The sequence below is a fragment of the Mordavella massiliensis genome, from assembly GCF_016901695.1.
Classification (GTDB): domain Bacteria; phylum Bacillota; class Clostridia; order Lachnospirales; family Lachnospiraceae; genus Claveliimonas; species Claveliimonas massiliensis_A.
On the sequence record NZ_JACJKS010000002.1, the window covers coordinates 102,611 to 119,891 of the forward strand.

At 57.7% G+C, this 17,281-nt stretch carries 10 protein-coding genes; 6 read left to right on the forward strand and 4 right to left on the reverse strand.

Annotated elements, in window-relative coordinates:
* Nucleotides 1-5 precede the first annotated feature (5 nt).
* From dxs to recN, 5 genes are read left to right on the forward strand one after another with little or no spacing between them, the layout of a single operon-like run.
* A complete protein-coding gene (gene dxs, locus H6A20_RS01850) occupies nt 6-1,880 on the forward strand; it encodes a 1-deoxy-D-xylulose-5-phosphate synthase (RefSeq protein ID WP_204905461.1) in 1,875 nt (624 codons plus the stop codon).
* Complete coding sequence (locus tag H6A20_RS01855; RefSeq protein ID WP_204905462.1) at nt 1,877-2,686, forward strand: TlyA family RNA methyltransferase; 810 nt, start codon at nt 1,877-1,879, stop codon at nt 2,684-2,686. Before dxs ends, H6A20_RS01855 begins: the two co-directional genes overlap by 4 nt.
* A 3-nt stretch (nt 2,687-2,689) precedes the next feature.
* Nucleotides 2,690-3,520, forward strand: coding sequence for an NAD(+)/NADH kinase (locus H6A20_RS01860; RefSeq protein ID WP_204905463.1), 831 nt, complete (start codon nt 2,690-2,692; stop codon nt 3,518-3,520).
* Between the two features lie 3 nt (nt 3,521-3,523).
* Entirely contained in the window at nt 3,524-3,973 is a 450-nt protein-coding gene (argR, locus tag H6A20_RS01865; RefSeq protein ID WP_204905464.1) for an arginine repressor, read from the forward strand.
* A 16-nt stretch (nt 3,974-3,989) separates the two neighbouring features.
* Complete coding sequence (gene recN, locus H6A20_RS01870) at nt 3,990-5,669, forward strand: DNA repair protein RecN (RefSeq protein WP_204905465.1); 1,680 nt, start codon at nt 3,990-3,992, stop codon at nt 5,667-5,669.
* Nucleotides 5,670-5,891: 222 nt separating this feature from the next.
* Here the strand turns inward: recN and H6A20_RS01875 are convergent, their stop codons facing one another.
* The 4 genes from H6A20_RS01875 to H6A20_RS01890 are packed head-to-tail and all read right to left on the reverse strand — an operon-like array spanning nt 5,892 to nt 15,642.
* Nucleotides 5,892-7,346 (reverse strand): glutamate synthase subunit beta, encoded by a 1,455-nt coding sequence (locus H6A20_RS01875; RefSeq protein ID WP_204905466.1) that lies wholly within the window; start codon nt 7,344-7,346, stop codon nt 5,892-5,894.
* 21 nt (nt 7,347-7,367) lie between these two features.
* Nucleotides 7,368-11,888 carry a glutamate synthase large subunit gene (gltB, locus tag H6A20_RS01880; protein WP_204905467.1) on the reverse strand — a complete coding sequence of 1,507 codons (4,521 nt, stop codon included), beginning with the start codon at nt 11,886-11,888 and terminating at the stop codon, nt 7,368-7,370.
* Nucleotides 11,889-11,922: 34 nt separating this feature from the next.
* Nucleotides 11,923-13,503: an asparagine synthase B gene (gene asnB / locus H6A20_RS01885; protein WP_076777484.1), complete on the reverse strand. Its 1,581-nt coding sequence runs from the start codon at nt 13,501-13,503 to the stop codon at nt 11,923-11,925.
* A gap of 45 nt (nt 13,504-13,548) precedes the next feature.
* Entirely contained in the window at nt 13,549-15,642 is a 2,094-nt protein-coding gene (locus H6A20_RS01890) for a glutamine synthetase III family protein (RefSeq protein ID WP_204905468.1), read from the reverse strand.
* 390 nt (nt 15,643-16,032) lie between these two features.
* On the opposite strand from H6A20_RS01890, the gene H6A20_RS01895 reads away from it, so the two are divergent.
* Nucleotides 16,033-17,262 (forward strand): glutamine synthetase family protein, encoded by a 1,230-nt coding sequence (locus tag H6A20_RS01895; protein WP_204905469.1) that lies wholly within the window; start codon nt 16,033-16,035, stop codon nt 17,260-17,262.
* The last annotated feature ends 19 nt before the right edge of the window (nt 17,263-17,281 follow it).

Sequence of the window (17,281 nt, forward strand, 5' to 3'; positions counted from 1 at the left end):
TGCATATGTTGTTGGATAAGATCGAAAGAGAAAATGATATAAAGAACCTGAAGGAGGAGGAGCTGGAGGAGCTGGCGCGGGAGATCCGGCAGTTCCTGATCGAGAAGATCAGCCGGACAGGCGGCCACCTGGCCTCCAACCTGGGCGTGGTGGAGCTCACCATCGCCATGCACCGGGTCTTCCATCTACCGGAGGACAAGATGATCTGGGATGTGGGGCACCAGTCCTACACCCACAAGATCCTGACAGGGCGCAGGGCCGGGTTTGACGGGCTGCGCAAGTACGGCGGCATGAGCGGCTTCCCGAAGCGCAAGGAGAGCGACTGCGATGCCTTTGACACGGGCCACAGCTCCACCTCCATCTCCGCGGGCCTGGGCTACGTGAAAGCCCGCGATCTGCTGGGGGAGGACTACCATGTCATCTCCGTCATCGGCGACGGGGCCATGACCGGCGGCATGGCGTACGAGGCCCTCAACAACGCCGCGCAGATCAAGACGAATTTTATCATTGTGCTCAACGACAACCACATGTCCATCTCCGAGAATGTGGGGGGCATGTCGGATTACCTGGCCAGGCTGCGGACAGCGGACCTCTACACAGGGCTCAAGAAAGGCGTGACAAACACGCTCCACAAGATCCCGGTGGCGGGGGACTCCATCATCGAGCAGATCCGCAGGACAAAGAACAGCATCAAGCAGCTCGTTGTGCCGGGCATGCTTTTTGAGGATATGGGCATCACGTATCTCGGCCCGGTCCCGGGCCATGACATCGGCATGCTGTGCCGCGCCCTGCGGGAGGCGAAGAAGGTGGAGGGGCCGGTCCTGCTCCACGTCCTGACCAGAAAGGGGAAGGGCTACGGTCCGGCGGAGGAAAACCCGGCCCGGTTCCACGGCACAGGCCCCTTTGACATTGAGACAGGAGAGCCGGCGGCTGCGAAGGAGAAGGATTCCTACACGGATGTGTTCTCCAAAGTGATGTGCGACATCGGCAGGCGGAACCCGCATGTGGCGGTCATCACGGCTGCCATGGCGGACGGCACCGGGCTTTCGGAATTCCGGCGCCGGTTCCCGAAGCGCTTCTTCGATGTGGGGATCGCGGAAGGGCATGCGGTCACCTTTGCGGCCGGCCTTGCCGCGGGAGGGATCAAGCCCGTATTTGCCGTGTATTCCTCCTTCCTGCAGAGAGGATATGACCAGATCATCCATGATGTGGGGCTGCAGAACCTGCCGGTTGTGTTCGCTGTGGACCGGGCCGGCCTTGTGGGAAGCGACGGGGAGACCCACCAGGGGATCTTTGACCTGTCCTACCTGGGGAGCATCCCAAACATGACGGTGCTCTCGCCCAAGAACCGCTGGGAGCTGGCTGACATGCTCCGGTTTGCCGTGGAGGAGTGCGACGGCCCGGTGGCGGTCCGCTATCCAAGGGGGACAGCCTACGACGGCTACGAGTCCTTCCGTCCGCCAGTCCGTTACGGGAAGAGCGAGTATGTCTATGAGGAGGGGGATATCGCCCTTGTGAGCGTGGGCCATATGTTTGAGGAGGCTGTGAAGACCCGCCGCCTCATCCGGGAGACAGGATACGGCTGCAGCCTTGTCAACGCGCGGTTTGTCAAGCCCCTTGACACAGAGATGATCGGGGAGCTTGCAAAGAAGCACCGGCTTCTCGTGACCATTGAGGAAAACGTCCTCTGCGGCGGCTTTGGCGAGCAGGTGACAGAGTACGTCTCCTCCCGCGGCCTTCCGGTGAAAGTGCTCAATCTCGCCCTCCCGGACGACTACATCGAGCATGGGAGCGTGGACGTGCTGCGCAGGGAAGTGCTGCTGGACGCAGAGTCCATGACGAAGCGCATCATTACGGAATATATAGGAGACAGATCATGAAAGAACGCCTGGATGTACTGCTTGTAAAGAGAAACCTGGCCGGGTCGCGGGAGAAGGCGAAGGCCATCATCATGTCCGGCATCGTCTATGTGGACGGACAGAAGGAAGACAAGGCCGGCACGACCTTTTCCGATGACGTCAGCATCGAAGTCCGGGGACATACACTCCCCTACGTCAGCCGGGGCGGCCTGAAGCTGGAGAAGGCGATCCGGGAGTTTGACGTGTCCGTGGAGGGGAAGGTCTGCACCGATGTGGGATCCTCCACCGGCGGATTCACGGACTGCATGCTGCAGAACGGGGCAGTGAAAGTCTTTGCCATCGACGTGGGGAGAGGGCAGTTGGACTGGAAGCTGCGGCAGGACGAAAGAGTCGTCTGCATGGAAAAGACGAACATCCGCTATGTGAAGCCGGAGGATCTTGGAGAACCCATTGATTTTTCCTCCATCGACGTGTCTTTCATATCCCTGACAAAAGTGCTGGAGCCCATCCGCGACTATCTGCGGGACGAAGGGCAGATCGTAGCCCTCATCAAGCCCCAGTTTGAGGCGGGCCGGGAGAAGGTCGGCAAAAAAGGAGTCGTCCGGGATCCGGAAACCCATCTGGAAGTGATCGGAAAAGTGATGGACTATGCCGTGTCCATCGGATTCAGGGTCCTGGATCTCACCTTTTCGCCGGTCAAAGGACCGGAGGGCAATATCGAGTATCTGGTCCAGCTGGAAAAATGCAGCCAGCAGGAAGCGGCAGCCGCGGATTCGATCTGTGCGCGGAACGTCGTGGCGGAAGCATTTGAGACATTGCGGGGGTAGCTTATGGAACGGTTTTACATTGTGACGAACGACGGAAAAGACAGGGACGGAGCCGTGACCCGGCAGATCTGCCGCCTGCTGGAGCAGGAGGGAAAGACGTGCATCCTGGCCAGGAAAGACGCGGAGAAGAACATCATCCCCTCCTCGGTGCCGCAGGATGTGGACTGCGCCATTGTCATCGGCGGGGACGGAAGCCTCATCGAGGTGGCGAGGCTTCTGAAGAGCGAGGTGCCGATCCTGGGCGTCAATATGGGCACCCTGGGTTACCTGACGGAAGTGGAGCCATCCCGGATCGGGGAGGCGGTGAGCCGGATCCTGGCAGGAGACTTTGCCATAGAGGAGCGGATGATGCTGGAGGGCATTTTCCCGGGCGGAGAGCCGGATGTGGCGCTCAACGACATCGTGGTTTCCAGAAAGGGGGACCTGCGGCTCATCCGTTTCAACCTGTATGTGAACGGCGCTTTTCTGAACGCCTACGAGGCGGACGGGATCATCGTCTCCACGCCTACCGGATCCACGGCCTACAACCTGTCCGCAGGGGGGCCGGTGGTGGAGCCCACAGCCGAGCTGATGGTCATGACGCCTATCTGTTCCCACGCCCTCAACACGAGCAGCATCGTCCTCTCGGCGGAGGATGAGATCGTGATCGAGATCGGGGAGGGGCGCAACGGGAAGGAGCAGGAGGTGTGCGTCGCCTTTGACGGGGCGGACACCGTGGTCCTGCGGACCGGCGACAGGGTTCGGATCCGCAAGTCCCGCCATGTGACCAGGCTCATCAAGCTGAACAAAGTCAGCTTTCTTGAAATACTGCGCAGAAAAATGAAAGGGAATTAGACTATGAAGATCAACCGACACGCGAAGATAGTAGAACTGATCAACAAATACCATATCGAGACGCAGGAGGAACTTGCAGACTACCTGAACCGGGAGGGGTTTAAAGTGACCCAGGCCACGGTGTCCAGGGATATCCGGGACCTGAAGCTCACGAAGGTGCCGACGGACGACGGGAAGCAGCGCTATGCCGTGCATCAGCAGGCGGAGACAAAGATGAGCGAGAAGTATATCCGTGTGCTCCGGGACGGGTTTGCATCCATGGACAAGGCGCAGAACATCCTCGTCATCAGGACTGTCGTAGGCATGGCAAACGCCGTGTGTGCCGCGCTGGACGCCATGGAGTGGAAGGAGATCATAGGAAGCGTCGCCGGGGATGACACGATCATCTGCGTGGTGCGAAGCGAGGAGGATACTGTGTCCGTCATGGACAAGATCAAGAAGATCGTCTCATAAAGGGACAGGAGGCTGTATGTTACAGAATTTGCACGTAAAGAACCTGGCTCTCATCGATGAAGTGGAGATTGATTTCCAAAGAGGGCTGAATATACTGACAGGAGAGACCGGAGCGGGGAAGTCCATCATCCTCGGTTCGGTCAGTCTTGCTCTCGGGGCGAGATACTCCACGGATATCCTGCGCAAGGGGGCGCAGTACGGGCTGGTGGAACTGACCTTTACCGTGGAGGATGAAAAGCAGGAGAGACGTCTGAACGAGCTGGACGTTTTCCCGGAAGACGGGACGGTCGTCTTAAGCCGCCGCCTGATGGAGGGGCGAAGCACGAGCAAGATCAACGGCGAGACCGTGCCCATCGCCCTTCTTAAGGAAGTGGCCGGGGTTCTCATCGACATCCACGGACAGCATGAGCACCAGTCCCTCCTCTATAAGAAACGCCAGCTGGAGCTTCTGGACACCTTCGCGTCCGATGCGGTCCGGGAGGCGAAGGAGAACGTGCGGGCCTCTTTTGCACAGTACCGGAAATGGGCAAAGGAACTGCAGGAGGCTGACAGCGACGAGGCGGAGCGGGCCAAGGAAGCCGCTTTTCTGGCGTTTGAGATCCGGGAGATCGAGGAGGCAGGCCTGCAGGACGGCGAGGATGAAGAGCTGGAGGAACTGTACCGCCGCATGGTGAACAGCAGGCGGATCGCAGAGGGGGTCCACGAGGCGCATGCATATACGAGCGAGGGATCCGGAAGCGCCAGCGACGCCCTGAGCCGGGCGGCCCGCTGCCTGTCCGATGCGGCCGGCCTGGACGAGGGGGCCAGGGCCCTCTACGACCAGCTCCTGGAGGTGGACAGCCTGCTCAATGACTTCAACCGGGAGCTGGCCGACTATGAAAAAGGACTGGAATTTTCGGATGAGGAGTATGCCCGGACGGAGAGCCGGCTCAATGAGATCAACCGGCTGAAGACGAAGTACGGCCATACGGTGGAGGAGATCCGGGCCTACTGTGAGGAGAAGAAAAGCAGGCTTCTTGTTCTGGAGGACTATGACCGATATCTGGAGGAGCTGAAGGAGAAATATGAGAAATCCCTGAAGCATCTGGAGATGCATACAAGCACCCTCTCCAGGATCCGCAGGGAGATGAGCCTTCGCTTTGCAGAGCAGATCACGGAGGGACTGCAGGATCTCAATTTCGCCGACGTGCGGTTTGAGATCAGTTTTTCTGAGCTGCCGGAGTACACGGCGAACGGCAAGGATGACGCGGCCTACCTGATCTCCATGAACCCGGGAGAGCCGCTGCTGCCGCTCTGCGAGGTGGCTTCGGGGGGCGAGCTGTCCCGGATCATGCTGGCCATCAAGACAGTGATGGCGGACCGGGACGACATCCCGACCCTTATCTTTGATGAGATCGATGTGGGGATCAGCGGCCGGACGGCCCAGAAGGTGTCTGAGAAGATGGCGGTCATCGGCAGGACCCACCAGGTGATCTGCATCACGCACCTGGCCCAGATCGCAGCGCAGGCCGACGCCCACTACCTGATCGAGAAGACAGTGGAAGATGGCCGCACCCGCACGGGTATCCGGCAGCTCACAGACGGGGAGTCTGTGGAGGAGCTGGCCCGGATACTGGGAGGCGCGAAGATCACGGACGCGGTTCTCGAGAACGCGAGGGAGATGAAAGAACTGGCCCGCAGCGGAAGCGGGAAGTAAAATGATATTCCGGCAAAGGAAAACGCCCATCCGCTCTGCCAAGCAAGGTGGGCGTTCGCGTCATTCAAGACGCACATAACACTTTAGCTTAAGAGCTGCCACATCGGTTTTGATCCGATATGCAATGCTTCTTTTCATCCTCAGTATAGTAAGAAAAATATCTTTTGTCAATGTGCTTATGGAAACATTTTTTGAATAGCTATGATTTTCTGCCCAGACAGCTTACATATTCGTATACCCCATCAGGTACTCGTCCACTTCTCTGGCGCACTCCCGGCCTTCCGCGATGGCCCAGACGACGAGGGACTGACCTCTGTGCATATCCCCTGCGGCGAACACCTTCTCTGTGTTTGTCCTGTAGGAGGAGGGGGCAGTGGCGGCCACGCCTCTTGGCGTAAGGTCAAGCTGGAAGGCGTCTGACACGTAGGACTCACATCCGGTAAAGCCTGCCGCGATGAGGAGCAGGTCTGCCTCCAGTATCTCTTCACTTCCCTCTACCTCTGTCATTTTCCCGTCCTTGAAGGCGAGCTTCACCGTTTTCACTCCTGTGAGCTGGTTTTTGTCGTCTGTCAGGAACTCCTTGATGGTCGTCTCGTAGATCCGGGGATCGTGGCCAAAGCAGTAGATGGCCTCCTCCTGCCCGTAATCGGTCTTGCAGATTTTGGGCCACTCCGGCCAGGGATTGGATGGGGTGCGCTCATCCGGGGCCTTGGGCATCATCTCGATCTGTGTGACAGAGGCGCAGCCCTGGCGGATGCAGGTTCCCACGCAGTCGTTGCCGGTGTCTCCACCGCCCACGATGATGACCTTTTTGCCCTTTGCAGACACCCAGGGAGTGCCGTCCAGCAGGTGCTTTGTGGCCCTTGTGAGGAAGTCCACGGCAAAGTAGATGCCCTCCGCCTGACGGCCCTCACCGTTTAGGTCCCTGGCTCTCTTGGAGCCGCAGCACAGGACCACAGCGTCGTACTCCTCCAGCAGCTTCTGTGCCGGGATGTCGGCGCCGATGTTGGCTCCGGTCACGAACTCTATGCCCTCCGCAGTCATAAGATCCACCCGGCGCTGCACGATGGATTTGTCCAGCTTCATGTTGGGGATGCCGTACATGAGGAGCCCTCCCACACGGTCCTCCCTCTCAAAGACAGTCACATGATGGCCTCTCTGGCCCAGCTGGTCGGCGGCTGCCAGGCCGGCGGGACCGGACCCAACCACGGCCACCTTCTTGTCCGTGCGCACCGCCGGGATGCGGGGCTTCATATTTCCCTCGGCAAAACCTGTCTCTATAATGAAGAGCTCATTGTCGCGGATGGTGACCGGATCGTCGTTCATGCCGCACACACAGGCCTTTTCGCACAGAGCCGGGCAGACTCTCCCGGTAAATTCCGGGAAGCTGCTGGTCTTGCGCAGGCGGGAGAGCGCCTGGGAGTAATTCCCGTGAAACACCTCGTCGTTCCACTCCGGGATCAGATTGTGGAGCGGACAGCCTGTCACCATGCCTTTCAGCTGCAGTGCAGACTGGCAGAAGGGAACGCCGCAGTTCATGCAGCGTGCCCCCTGGAGCCTTCTTTCCTCAGGGGAAAGAGGGGGATGAAATTCATTGAAATTCTTGATGCGCTCCTCCGGAGCACAGGATGAATTATCCATTCTTTTATATTCTAAAAAACCAGTTGGTTTTCCCATAGTCAGTCTTCCTCCTTTGGACTATTTCTGGATCTCGTAAAATGCTTCCAGCGCCGCGTCTTCGTGGGAGAGACCCTTCTCCTCGTACTTGCTGATGGCGTGGAGCATGCGCTGGTAATCGTTGGGAAGGATCTTCTTAAATCCCGGCAGGTAGTCTCCGAAATGCTCAAGGATATCCTTTGCCAGAGCGGAAGAGGTCTCCTTCTCGTAGTCCTTCAGTATATTTTTCAGCTCGGCGATGTCGTGCTTTTCTGTCACCTCAGACATGGTCACCATATCCTTGTTCAGCTTTTTGTAGAGCTGATGATCCATATCCAGCACGTAGGCTGTGCCGCCGCTCATGCCCGCGGCAAAGTTTTTGCCGGTCTTTCCAAGGATGACCGCGCAGCCTCCCGTCATGTACTCCAGACCGTGGTCGCCGCAGCCCTCGGCCACCGCTGTGGCACCGGAGTTGCGGACGCAGAAGCGCTCGCCGGCCACGCCGCAGACATAGGCCTTTCCTGATGTGGCGCCGTAGAGGGCCACGTTTCCGATTATGATGTTCTCGGAGGCCTTAAAAGTGCTGTGTCTGGACGGATACACGATCAGCTTTCCGCCTGACAGGCCCTTGCCGAAGTAGTCGTTGGCGTCTCCCTCCAGCGTCATGGTCAGACCCTTGGGGATAAAGGCGCCGAAGGACTGTCCGCCGCCTCCGGTGCAGTGTACCTTGAAGGTGTCATCCTTGAGCGTATCCTTGAAGGCAGCCGTGATCTCGGATCCCAGGATGGTTCCGACAGAGCGGTTCACGCTGTTTACCCGGATGCTCTCACTGTGTTTCCTGCCAGTCTTCAGCGCCTTCTCAAAGCGGGGCAGAAGAATGGCCTCGTCCACGGTCTTCTCCAGCTCAAAGTCAAAGACATCCTCCGGGTTGAAGTGAACTGCGCTGCCCTCCGGGGAGGAGCAGAGGATCCTTGAGAGGTCTACCTTTTTCGCTCTCGGGATCGTACAGTTCTCCCTCACCTTCAGACATTCCGTGTGTCCCACCATCTCAGAGAGAGTGCGGAAGCCAAGCTTTGCCATGATCTCCCGCAGCTCCTGGGCAATGAAGAGCATGAAGTTCATGACATACTCCGGTTTGCCCTTGAAGCGCTTGCGCAGGCACTCGTTTTGGGTGGCAACGCCCACAGGGCAGGTGTCCAGATTGCAGACACGCATCATCATGCAGCCCATGGTCACAAGGGGAGCAGTGGCAAAGCCGAACTCCTCAGCGCCAAGCAGGGCGGCAATGGCCACATCCCGGCCGCTCATGAGCTTGCCGTCTGTCTCGATGACTACACGGCTCCTCAAGTGGTTCTGGATCAGCGTCTGGTGTGTCTCCGCAAGGCCCAGCTCCCAGGGAAGTCCCGCGTGATGGATGGAGCTCTGGGGCGCAGCTCCTGTACCTCCGTCGTAGCCGGAGATGAGCACAACCTGGGCGCCTGCCTTGGCCACGCCGGAGGCGATGGTGCCGACGCCTGCCTCGGACACCAGTTTGACAGCGATCCGGGCCTTTCTGTTGGCGTTCTTCAGGTCGTAGATGAGCTGCGCCAGATCCTCGATGGAGTAGATATCGTGGTGAGGCGGAGGGGAGATCAGGGACACGCCTGGGGTAGAGTAGCGGGTCTTTGCGATCCAGGGGTATACCTTCTTACCGGGCAGATGTCCGCCTTCTCCGGGCTTTGCGCCCTGGGCCATTTTGATCTGGATCTCCTTTGCGCTCACCAGGTACTCGCTTGTGACGCCAAAGCGGCCGGAGGCCACCTGCTTGATGGCGCTGTTTTTCTCCGTTCCAAGGCGCTCCGGCTTCTCGCCGCCCTCGCCTGAGTTGGACTTGCCGCCCAGCCGGTTCATGGCAATGGCCATGCACTCGTGGGCCTCCTCGGAGATGGAGCCGTAGGACATGGCCCCTGTCTTAAAGTGCTTGACAATCTCAGAGGCGGGCTCCACCTCGTCGATGGGGATGCCCCCGTCCTCCGGGAACTGGAAGGCCAGAAGACCCCGCAGGGTGTGGGGACGGGTCTCGTCGTCCACCATGGCCGTATATTCCTTAAACCTGTCATAGTCGCCGTTCTGTGTGGCCTGCTGGAGGGCGATGATGGTGGCGGGATTGTAGAGGTGGTCCTCCTTGTCCTCGCCGCTTCTCAGCCTGTGGAAGCCGGTGCTGTCCAGCGTGGTATCCACGCCCAGGTCCAGCGGATCAAAGGCCTTGTTGTGGCGGGCGATCACGTCGTCATTGATGTCCTTCATGCTGATGCCGCCCACCCGGCTGACAGTGTTGGTAAAGTATTTGTCTATGACTTCCCTGCTGATGCCCACAGCCTCGAAGATCTGGGCGGACTGGTAGGACTGGAGGGTGGAAATGCCCATCTTGGCCGCGATCTTTACAATGCCGTGGAGCACAGCCTCGTTGTAGTCGTGGATAGCTGTGTGGTAGTCCTTGTCCAGGATGCCCTTGTCGATGAGCTCCGCAATGCACTCGTGGGCCAGATAGGGGTTGACAGCCCGGGCGCCGTAGCCCAGGATGGCGGCGAACTGGTGCACGTCTCTTGGCTCGCCGCTCTCCAGGATGATGGAGACAGCGGTCCTCTTCTTTGTCCGGATCAGGTGCTGCTCCATGGCGGAGACAGCCAGGAGAGAGGGGATGGCCACATGGTTCTCATCCACGCCCCGGTCGGAGAGGATGATGATGTTGGCTCCCTTTGTGTAGGCCCGGTCGCAGCTCACAAAGAGCTGATCCAGCGCCTTCTCCAGGGACGTGTTCTTGAAATAGAGCAGGGATACTACCGCACTCTTAAATCCGGGCCGGTCCAGGGACTTGATCTTCATCATGTCCACGCCGGTGAGGATGGGGTTCTTCACCTCCAGCACCGTACAGTTGCCGCTCTCCTCCTCCAGCAGGTTTCCGTCTGAGCCGATGTACACGGTGGTGTCTGTGACGATCTCCTCCCGGAGCGAGTCAATGGGCGGGTTGGTCACCTGGGCAAAGAGCTGTTTGAAATAGTGGGAGAGAGGCGGATGCTTCTCGGACAGCACAGCCAGGGGAATGTCGGTTCCCATGGAGGCCGTGGCCTCGGACCCGTTTGTCGCCATGGGAAGGAGCACATCCTTCACATCCTCGTAGGTGTAGCCGAAGACCTTGTAGAGCTGATCCCTTCTCACCTGACTGTGGACCGGCACCTTCTTGTTGGGGACCGGGATGTCCTTTAAGTAGAGCAGGTTCAGGTCCAGCCACTCGCCGTAGGGCTGGCGGGTGGAGTAGTACTCCTTGCACTCCTCGTCAGAGATGAGTTTTTGCTTCTTCGTGTCCACGAGGAGGATCTTTCCCGGCTGCAGCCTGGATTTCTCCACCACGTGCTCCGCCGGGAGATCCAGCACGCCCACCTCGGAGGAGAGGATGAGGTGCCGGTCGTCTGTGATGTAGTACCTGGAGGGACGAAGTCCGTTCCGGTCCAGCACAGCGCCCAGGATATCTCCGTCTGAGAAGAGGATGGCCGCAGGGCCGTCCCAGGGCTCCATCATGGTGGCGTAGTAGTGGTAGAAATCTTTTTTCTTCTCATCCATGTACCGGTCATGCCTCCAGGGCTCCGGGATGGTGATCATGACGGCCAGGGGAAGGTCCATACCGTTCATGTAGAGGAACTCCAGGGTGTTGTCCAGCATGGCGGAGTCAGAGCCGCTGCTGCCGATGACCGGGAGTACCTTGTCGATGTCGTCTGAGATGACAGAAGAGTGCATGGTCTCCTCCCTGGCCAGCATGCGGTCCGCGTTGCCCCGGATGGTGTTGATCTCCCCGTTGTGGAGGATCAGGCGGTTGGGGTGAGCCCTCTCCCAGCTGGGTGTCGTGTTGGTGGAGAAGCGGGAGTGGACCATGGCGATGGCCGTGCGATAGTCCGTATCCTGCAGGTCGTCGTAGAACCGGCGGAGCTGTCCCACAAGGAACATGCCCTTGTACACGATGGTGCGGGAGGAGAGGGAGGCCACGTAGGTGTCCTCGCAGCTCTGCTCGAACTCTCTTCTGGCGATGTAGAGACGGCGGTCAAAGTCGATGCCCTTCGGGCAGTCCGCCGGCCTCTCCACAAAGCACTGCATGATGTAGGGCATGCGCTCTCTGGCGTAGTCGCCCAGTATCTCCGGGTGGACCGGCACATTTCTCCAGCCCAGGAGCTTAAGGCCCCCCTTCTCCAGGATGACCTCAAACATTTTGCGGGAGAAATTCCTCTTCAGCGTGTCCTGGGGGAAGAAGAACATGCCCACGCCGTAGTCCCGCTCGTCTCCCAGAGTGATGCCGATCTGTGCGGCTGCCTTGGAAAAAAAAGAGTGGGAAATCTGCGTCAGGATTCCCACTCCGTCACCAACCTGTCCAGTAGCGTCTTTGCCTGCGCGGTGTTCCAGTTTTTCTACGATCGTAAGGGCGTCGTCCAGAATTTTGTATTCCTTTACGCCGTCGATACTGACAACAGCTCCGATGCCGCAGGCATCGTGCTCAAAACTGCTCTGATATAAATTTTGATTTTCCTGGTTCATATAGAAAACTCCTTTCGTGTTGCGGCGCTTTTGTCTAAACGCCGCTTGCTCCGTAGTTGGAGAGTACTCTTGCGGAAGGATCATCCACATCGCAGCCTTCCCACTCTTTGTTGGGCATCCAGAAGTCCACGATCATCTCAGACTGTCCGGGATAGTACTTCTCAAAGATCTCCCGGTACAGGAGGGACTCCTTTGTGAAGGGAGCTGCATGTGAATATTGTTTCCGTTTTTCTTCAAATTCTTCATCGGAATAGCAGCCCTCTGCGTATTCCTTCAGATAATCCACCATGGAGTGGCCCACTGCGTCGGAGAAGGCGGCCTTCTCACGCATCAGGATGTCGTGGGGGAGATAGTCTCCCTCAAAGGCATGGCGGAGAAGATATTTTCCTTTGTTGTAGATGTTCATCTTCTTTGCCGGGTCCACGCTCATGACGTAGGATACAAAATCCAGGTCGCCGAAGGGTACCCGGGCCTCCATGGAGTTCACGCTGATGCACCGGTCAGCCCGGAGTACATCGTACATGTGGAGCTCGTGGACTCTCTTGACAGACTCTTTTTGGAAGGCCTCCGGTGAGGGGGCGAAGTCTGTATATTTGTAGCCGAAGAGCTCGTCTGAGATCTCGCCTGTCATGAGGACCCGCACATCTGTCTTCTCGTGGATGGCCCTGCAGAGAAGGTACATGCCCATGGAAGCGCGGATGGTAGTGATGTCAAATGTGCCGAGAGCTTTGATGACATCCGGCAGGGCATGAAGCACATCCTCCTTTGTGATGATGACCTCTGTGTGGTCGCTGCCGATATAGTCCGCCACTTCCTTTGCGTACTTTAAGTCAATGGCGTCCTCACTCATGCCGATGGCAAAAGTGCGGATGGGGCGGCCAAGGATGCGGGCTGACACAGCGCACACGAGAGAGGAGTCCAGGCCTCCGCTTAAGAGGAAGCCAAGGGGAGCGTCCGCGTCCAGTCTCTTGCGGATGCCTTCCACCAGCTTGTCGTGGATGTTCCTGCAGACCTCCTCCGTGTCATCCGTACAGACAGAGGAAACCGCAGTGATATCGCGGTAGCAGATGAATTCGCCGTCCTTATAGTAATGTCCGGGCGGGAAGGGCATGATCTTATCGGTCAGTCCCACCAGGTTCTTGGCCTCGCTTGCGAAAATAGCGGCGCCGTCTTTGTCATAGCCATAGTAGAGAGGGCGGATCCCGATGGGGTCCCTTGCCGCTATGTATGATCTCGTGTCGCCGTCAAAGAGGATGAGAGCGTACTCTGCATCCAGCATGCCAAACATGTCTGTCCCGTATTCCTTGTAGAGGGGGAGAAGGATTTCGCAGTCGCTGTCACTCTTAAAGGTATAGCCTTTCTCCTCCAGCTTTTTTTTCATTTTTCTGAAGCCATATATTTCTCCGTTGCATACAAGGGTATGACCGCAAAGGGAGAAGGGCTGCATCCCTTCTCCTGTAAGTCCCATGATCGCAAGTCTGTGAAAACCGAGAAGGCCGAAGCCGGTATCGATGATCCGGCTGTCGTCCGGTCCTCTCGAGATGGTGCGGTCAAATCCCTCCTTGAATAGATCGTGATCGGCACTGGGTGAACAGTACCCCATGATTGAACACATAGATGTTACCTCCGGGATTTGATTTTTATAAATCAGGCGCTCTGCCTAGATGATGCCAAAGAGCAGCTTTCCGTAAGTCGGGAATGGCCATATAGATGTGTCTGTCATGGTCTCCAGCAGATCCACATCGCCGCGGAGGGCGTCCATGGCCGGGATGACCATATCTCTGTAGTAGAAGGCCTCCTTCTCGAAATCGGAAATGGTTCCTGCCTCGCTGACAACCCTCTTCAGTGTCTCCAGCTTCTCGTAGGCGGAAGCAGTGAGAGAGGAGATCTTCTTGACTGTGCTGTATTCATAGGATGTGTCGATCTCCGCTCCGAGAGAGCGCTTTGCGAGTACAGTGTCTGTGAGTGAGTGTGCGTATCCACTGACTGCCGGGAGGATATCCCGCTCAGCCATCTCGGCCATGGTCAGGGCCTCGATGTGCAGCACCTTCACGTAATTTTCCATCATGATCTCATAGCGGGACTGCATTTCTTCCTCGCTGAACACCTTGTGGGAGGTGAACAGCTTCACGTTCTTCTCGTGGAGGAAGCAGGGCAGTGCATCCGGCGTGGTGCGCAGGTTCAGAAGACCTCTCTTTTCGGCCTCCTCAAGCCATGCGTCATCGTAGCCGTTTCCGTTGAAGATGATCCGCTTATGGTCCCGGATCGTATCCCGTATCAGGTCGTGGAGGGCGGTCTCGAAATCGTCCGCGCTCTCCAGGATGTCGGCGAACTGCTTCAGCTCTTCTGCCACCGCCGTGTTCAGGATCACGTTGGGGCCTGAGATGGAAGCGGAGGAGCCCAGCATACGGAACTCAAATTTATTTCCGGTAAAGGCAAAGGGTGATGTCCTGTTCCGGTCTGTGGAGTCCTTGGGGAACTTGGGAAGAACGTGTACGCCGACACGCATCAGCTCTTTTTCCTTGCCGTCATATGCCTCGTCATTTTCGATGGCTTTCAGGACCTCGGTTAGCTCATCGCCAAGGAACATGGAGATGACGGCCGGCGGCGCCTCGTTTGCCCCCAGTCTGTGGTCGTTTCCGGCTGAAGCGGCGGACAGGCGCAGGAGATCCTGGTACTCATCCACAGCCTTGATGACCGCGCAGAGGAAGAGGAGGAACTGAGCATTCTCGGAGGGCGTGTCGCCGGGCTCAAGGAGATTGATGCCGGTGTCCGTGGAGATAGACCAGTTGTTGTGCTTGCCGCTTCCGTTGATGCCCTCAAAGGGCTTCTCGTGGAGAAGGCAGACAAGGTCGTGCTTCTTGGCGATCCGCTGCATCAGCTCCATCATCAGCTGGTTGTGGTCTGTGGCAATGTTGGTAGTGGTGAAGATGGGCGCCAGCTCGTGCTGTGCGGGAGCCACCTCGTTGTGCTCTGTCTTGGCCAGGATTCCCAGCTTCCAGAGTTCTTCATTGAGTTCCTTCATATATGCCTGGACGCGGGATTTGATGGTGCCGAAGTAGTGGTCCTCCAGTTCCTGCCCCTTGGGCGCCGGTGCGCCGAACAGCGTTCTACCGGTGTAGATCAGGTCTTTTCTTTCCTCATAATACTTTTTATCTACCAGGAAATATTCCTGCTCCGGGCCTACCGTTGTCTTTACGGATTTCACATCCTCATTTCCGAAGAGGTGCACAACCCGGAGGGCCTGGCGGTTGATGGCCTGCATGCTCCGCAAAAGAGGCGTTTTCTTGTCGAGCGCGTGGCCGCTGTAGGAGCAGAAGGCCGTGGGGATGCACAGGACACCGTTCTTGATGAAGGCGTAGGCTGTGGGGTCCCAGGCTGTGTATCCTCTGGCCTCAAAGGTGGCCCGAAGTCCTCCCGACGGGAAGGAGGAGGCGTCCGGCTCGCCCTGCACCAGCTCTTTGCCGGAAAATTCCATGATGACTTTTCCGTCCACATCCGGGCTGATGAAGCTGTCGTGCTTTTCGGCTGTTATGCCTGTCATGGGCTGGAACCAGTGGGTGTAGTGTGTGACTCCCTTTTCAATCGCCCAGTCTTTCATGGCGTTGGCGACTACGTTGGCAATATTTATGTCCAGGCTCCTTCCGTCTTTCATTGTACGCTGAAGCTGCTTGAAGGTCTCCTTTGGAAGGCGTTCCTTCATGACAGACTCATCAAAAACCATTGAACCAAATTTTTCTGCTGCTGTACTCATGACTCTCAAACTCCTTTTTATTTTTTAGAACAAAAGAGCGGCAGTGGAACTTCTCCACCCCGATATGGCCATTCTCAGGGTGGAAAAGCGACTCCATTGCCGCATGCACAAAGTAAAAGAAAAAACGGCGCACAGAAAGATCCTTTCCGCGACGCCGTTGCCGTTCTTTGCCTACGACTATACAGCGCCGGCATGACTTTGTCAAATTATTTTTTGTATTTATTTCCGTACAATCCACGGGGGAGCCGGGACAAAGTTGACACCTGCGTGGAAATCCGCTATATTTTTCCATATATTATGAAATGGACAATGGCGTTCATCAAAAGGGGTTCCGGGGAGGGGCTTTCTTTTGGCGGCGCCTTTTTCATTTTTAAAAAGGAGGAAGCGTCTATGGAACAGTATGATTACGAAAAAGTGATGCGCTTTGTGGAGGAGGAGGACGTCCGGTTCATCCGCCTGGCGTATTTTGATGTGTTCGGCGTACAGAAAAACATCTCGATCATGGAGGGGCAGCTGGAGCGGGCTTTCCGGGAAGGGATATCCTTTGACGCCTCGGCGGTGGCCGGTTTCGGCGACGAAGTGGAGAGCGACCTCTTCCTCCACCCCGATCCGTCCACCTTCTCCATTGTCCCGTGGCGTCCCTCCACCGGCCGCGTGGCCAGGATGTACTGCGACATCCGCTATCCCGACGGGCGGATCTACGAGAAGGACAGCAGATACATTCTGAAAGAGGCGGTAGAACAGGCGCGCACAGAGGGGATCCGGGTGGACTTCGGAACAGAGGTGGAGTTCTACCTCTTTGAGACAGATGAGAGGGGAAGCGCCACAAAGATCCCCTTTGACCGGGCCGGCTACATGGATCTGGCCCCGGAGGACAAGGGGGAGAACATCCGCCGGGAGATCTGCTTTACCCTTATCGATATGGGGATCGAACCGGAAGCGTCCCACCACGAGGAGGGGCCTGGGCAGAACGAGATCGACTTTCAGTACAGCGACGCGCTGACTGCCGCGGACAACACGGCTACGTTCAAGTGGGTGGTGAGCACGGCGGCTATGGGAAACGGGCTGTATGCGGATTTCTCGCCCAAACCGGTCAAGGAATATGCGGGCAACGGCATGCATATCAATATGTCAGTGAAAAGCAGCGACGGGGAGGACAAGACGGGGCTGTTCATGAGCGGCATCCTGGACCATATCCGGGAGATCACGCTGTTCCTCAATCCATCTGTGGATTCCTACGCCAGGCTGGGAGAGAAGAAGGCGCCCAGGTATGTGACATGGTCTCCCCAGAACCGGTCCCAGCTCATCCGCATCCCGGCTGTGAAGAACGGGAAGAAGCGCATTGAGCTGCGCTCCCCGGATCCGACGGCCAACCCGTACCTGGCCTTCGCGCTCCTCATCCACGCAGGTCTTGACGGGATCCGGAGGGAACTGCCCCTGAGGGATCCGGTAAGCGTGAACCTGTACACGGCGGGGCCGGAGGTGACGGGAGGTCTTGAGAGACTGCCCGGCAGCCGGGAGGAGGCGTGGGAGTGCGCCGTGGGGAGCGCCCTTGTGAGGGACGTGCTCCCGGCCGCTTACCTGGAGGCGTACAGGAACCTTCCAAAGACAGACAGATAGGACTGCACAGAAGATAAAG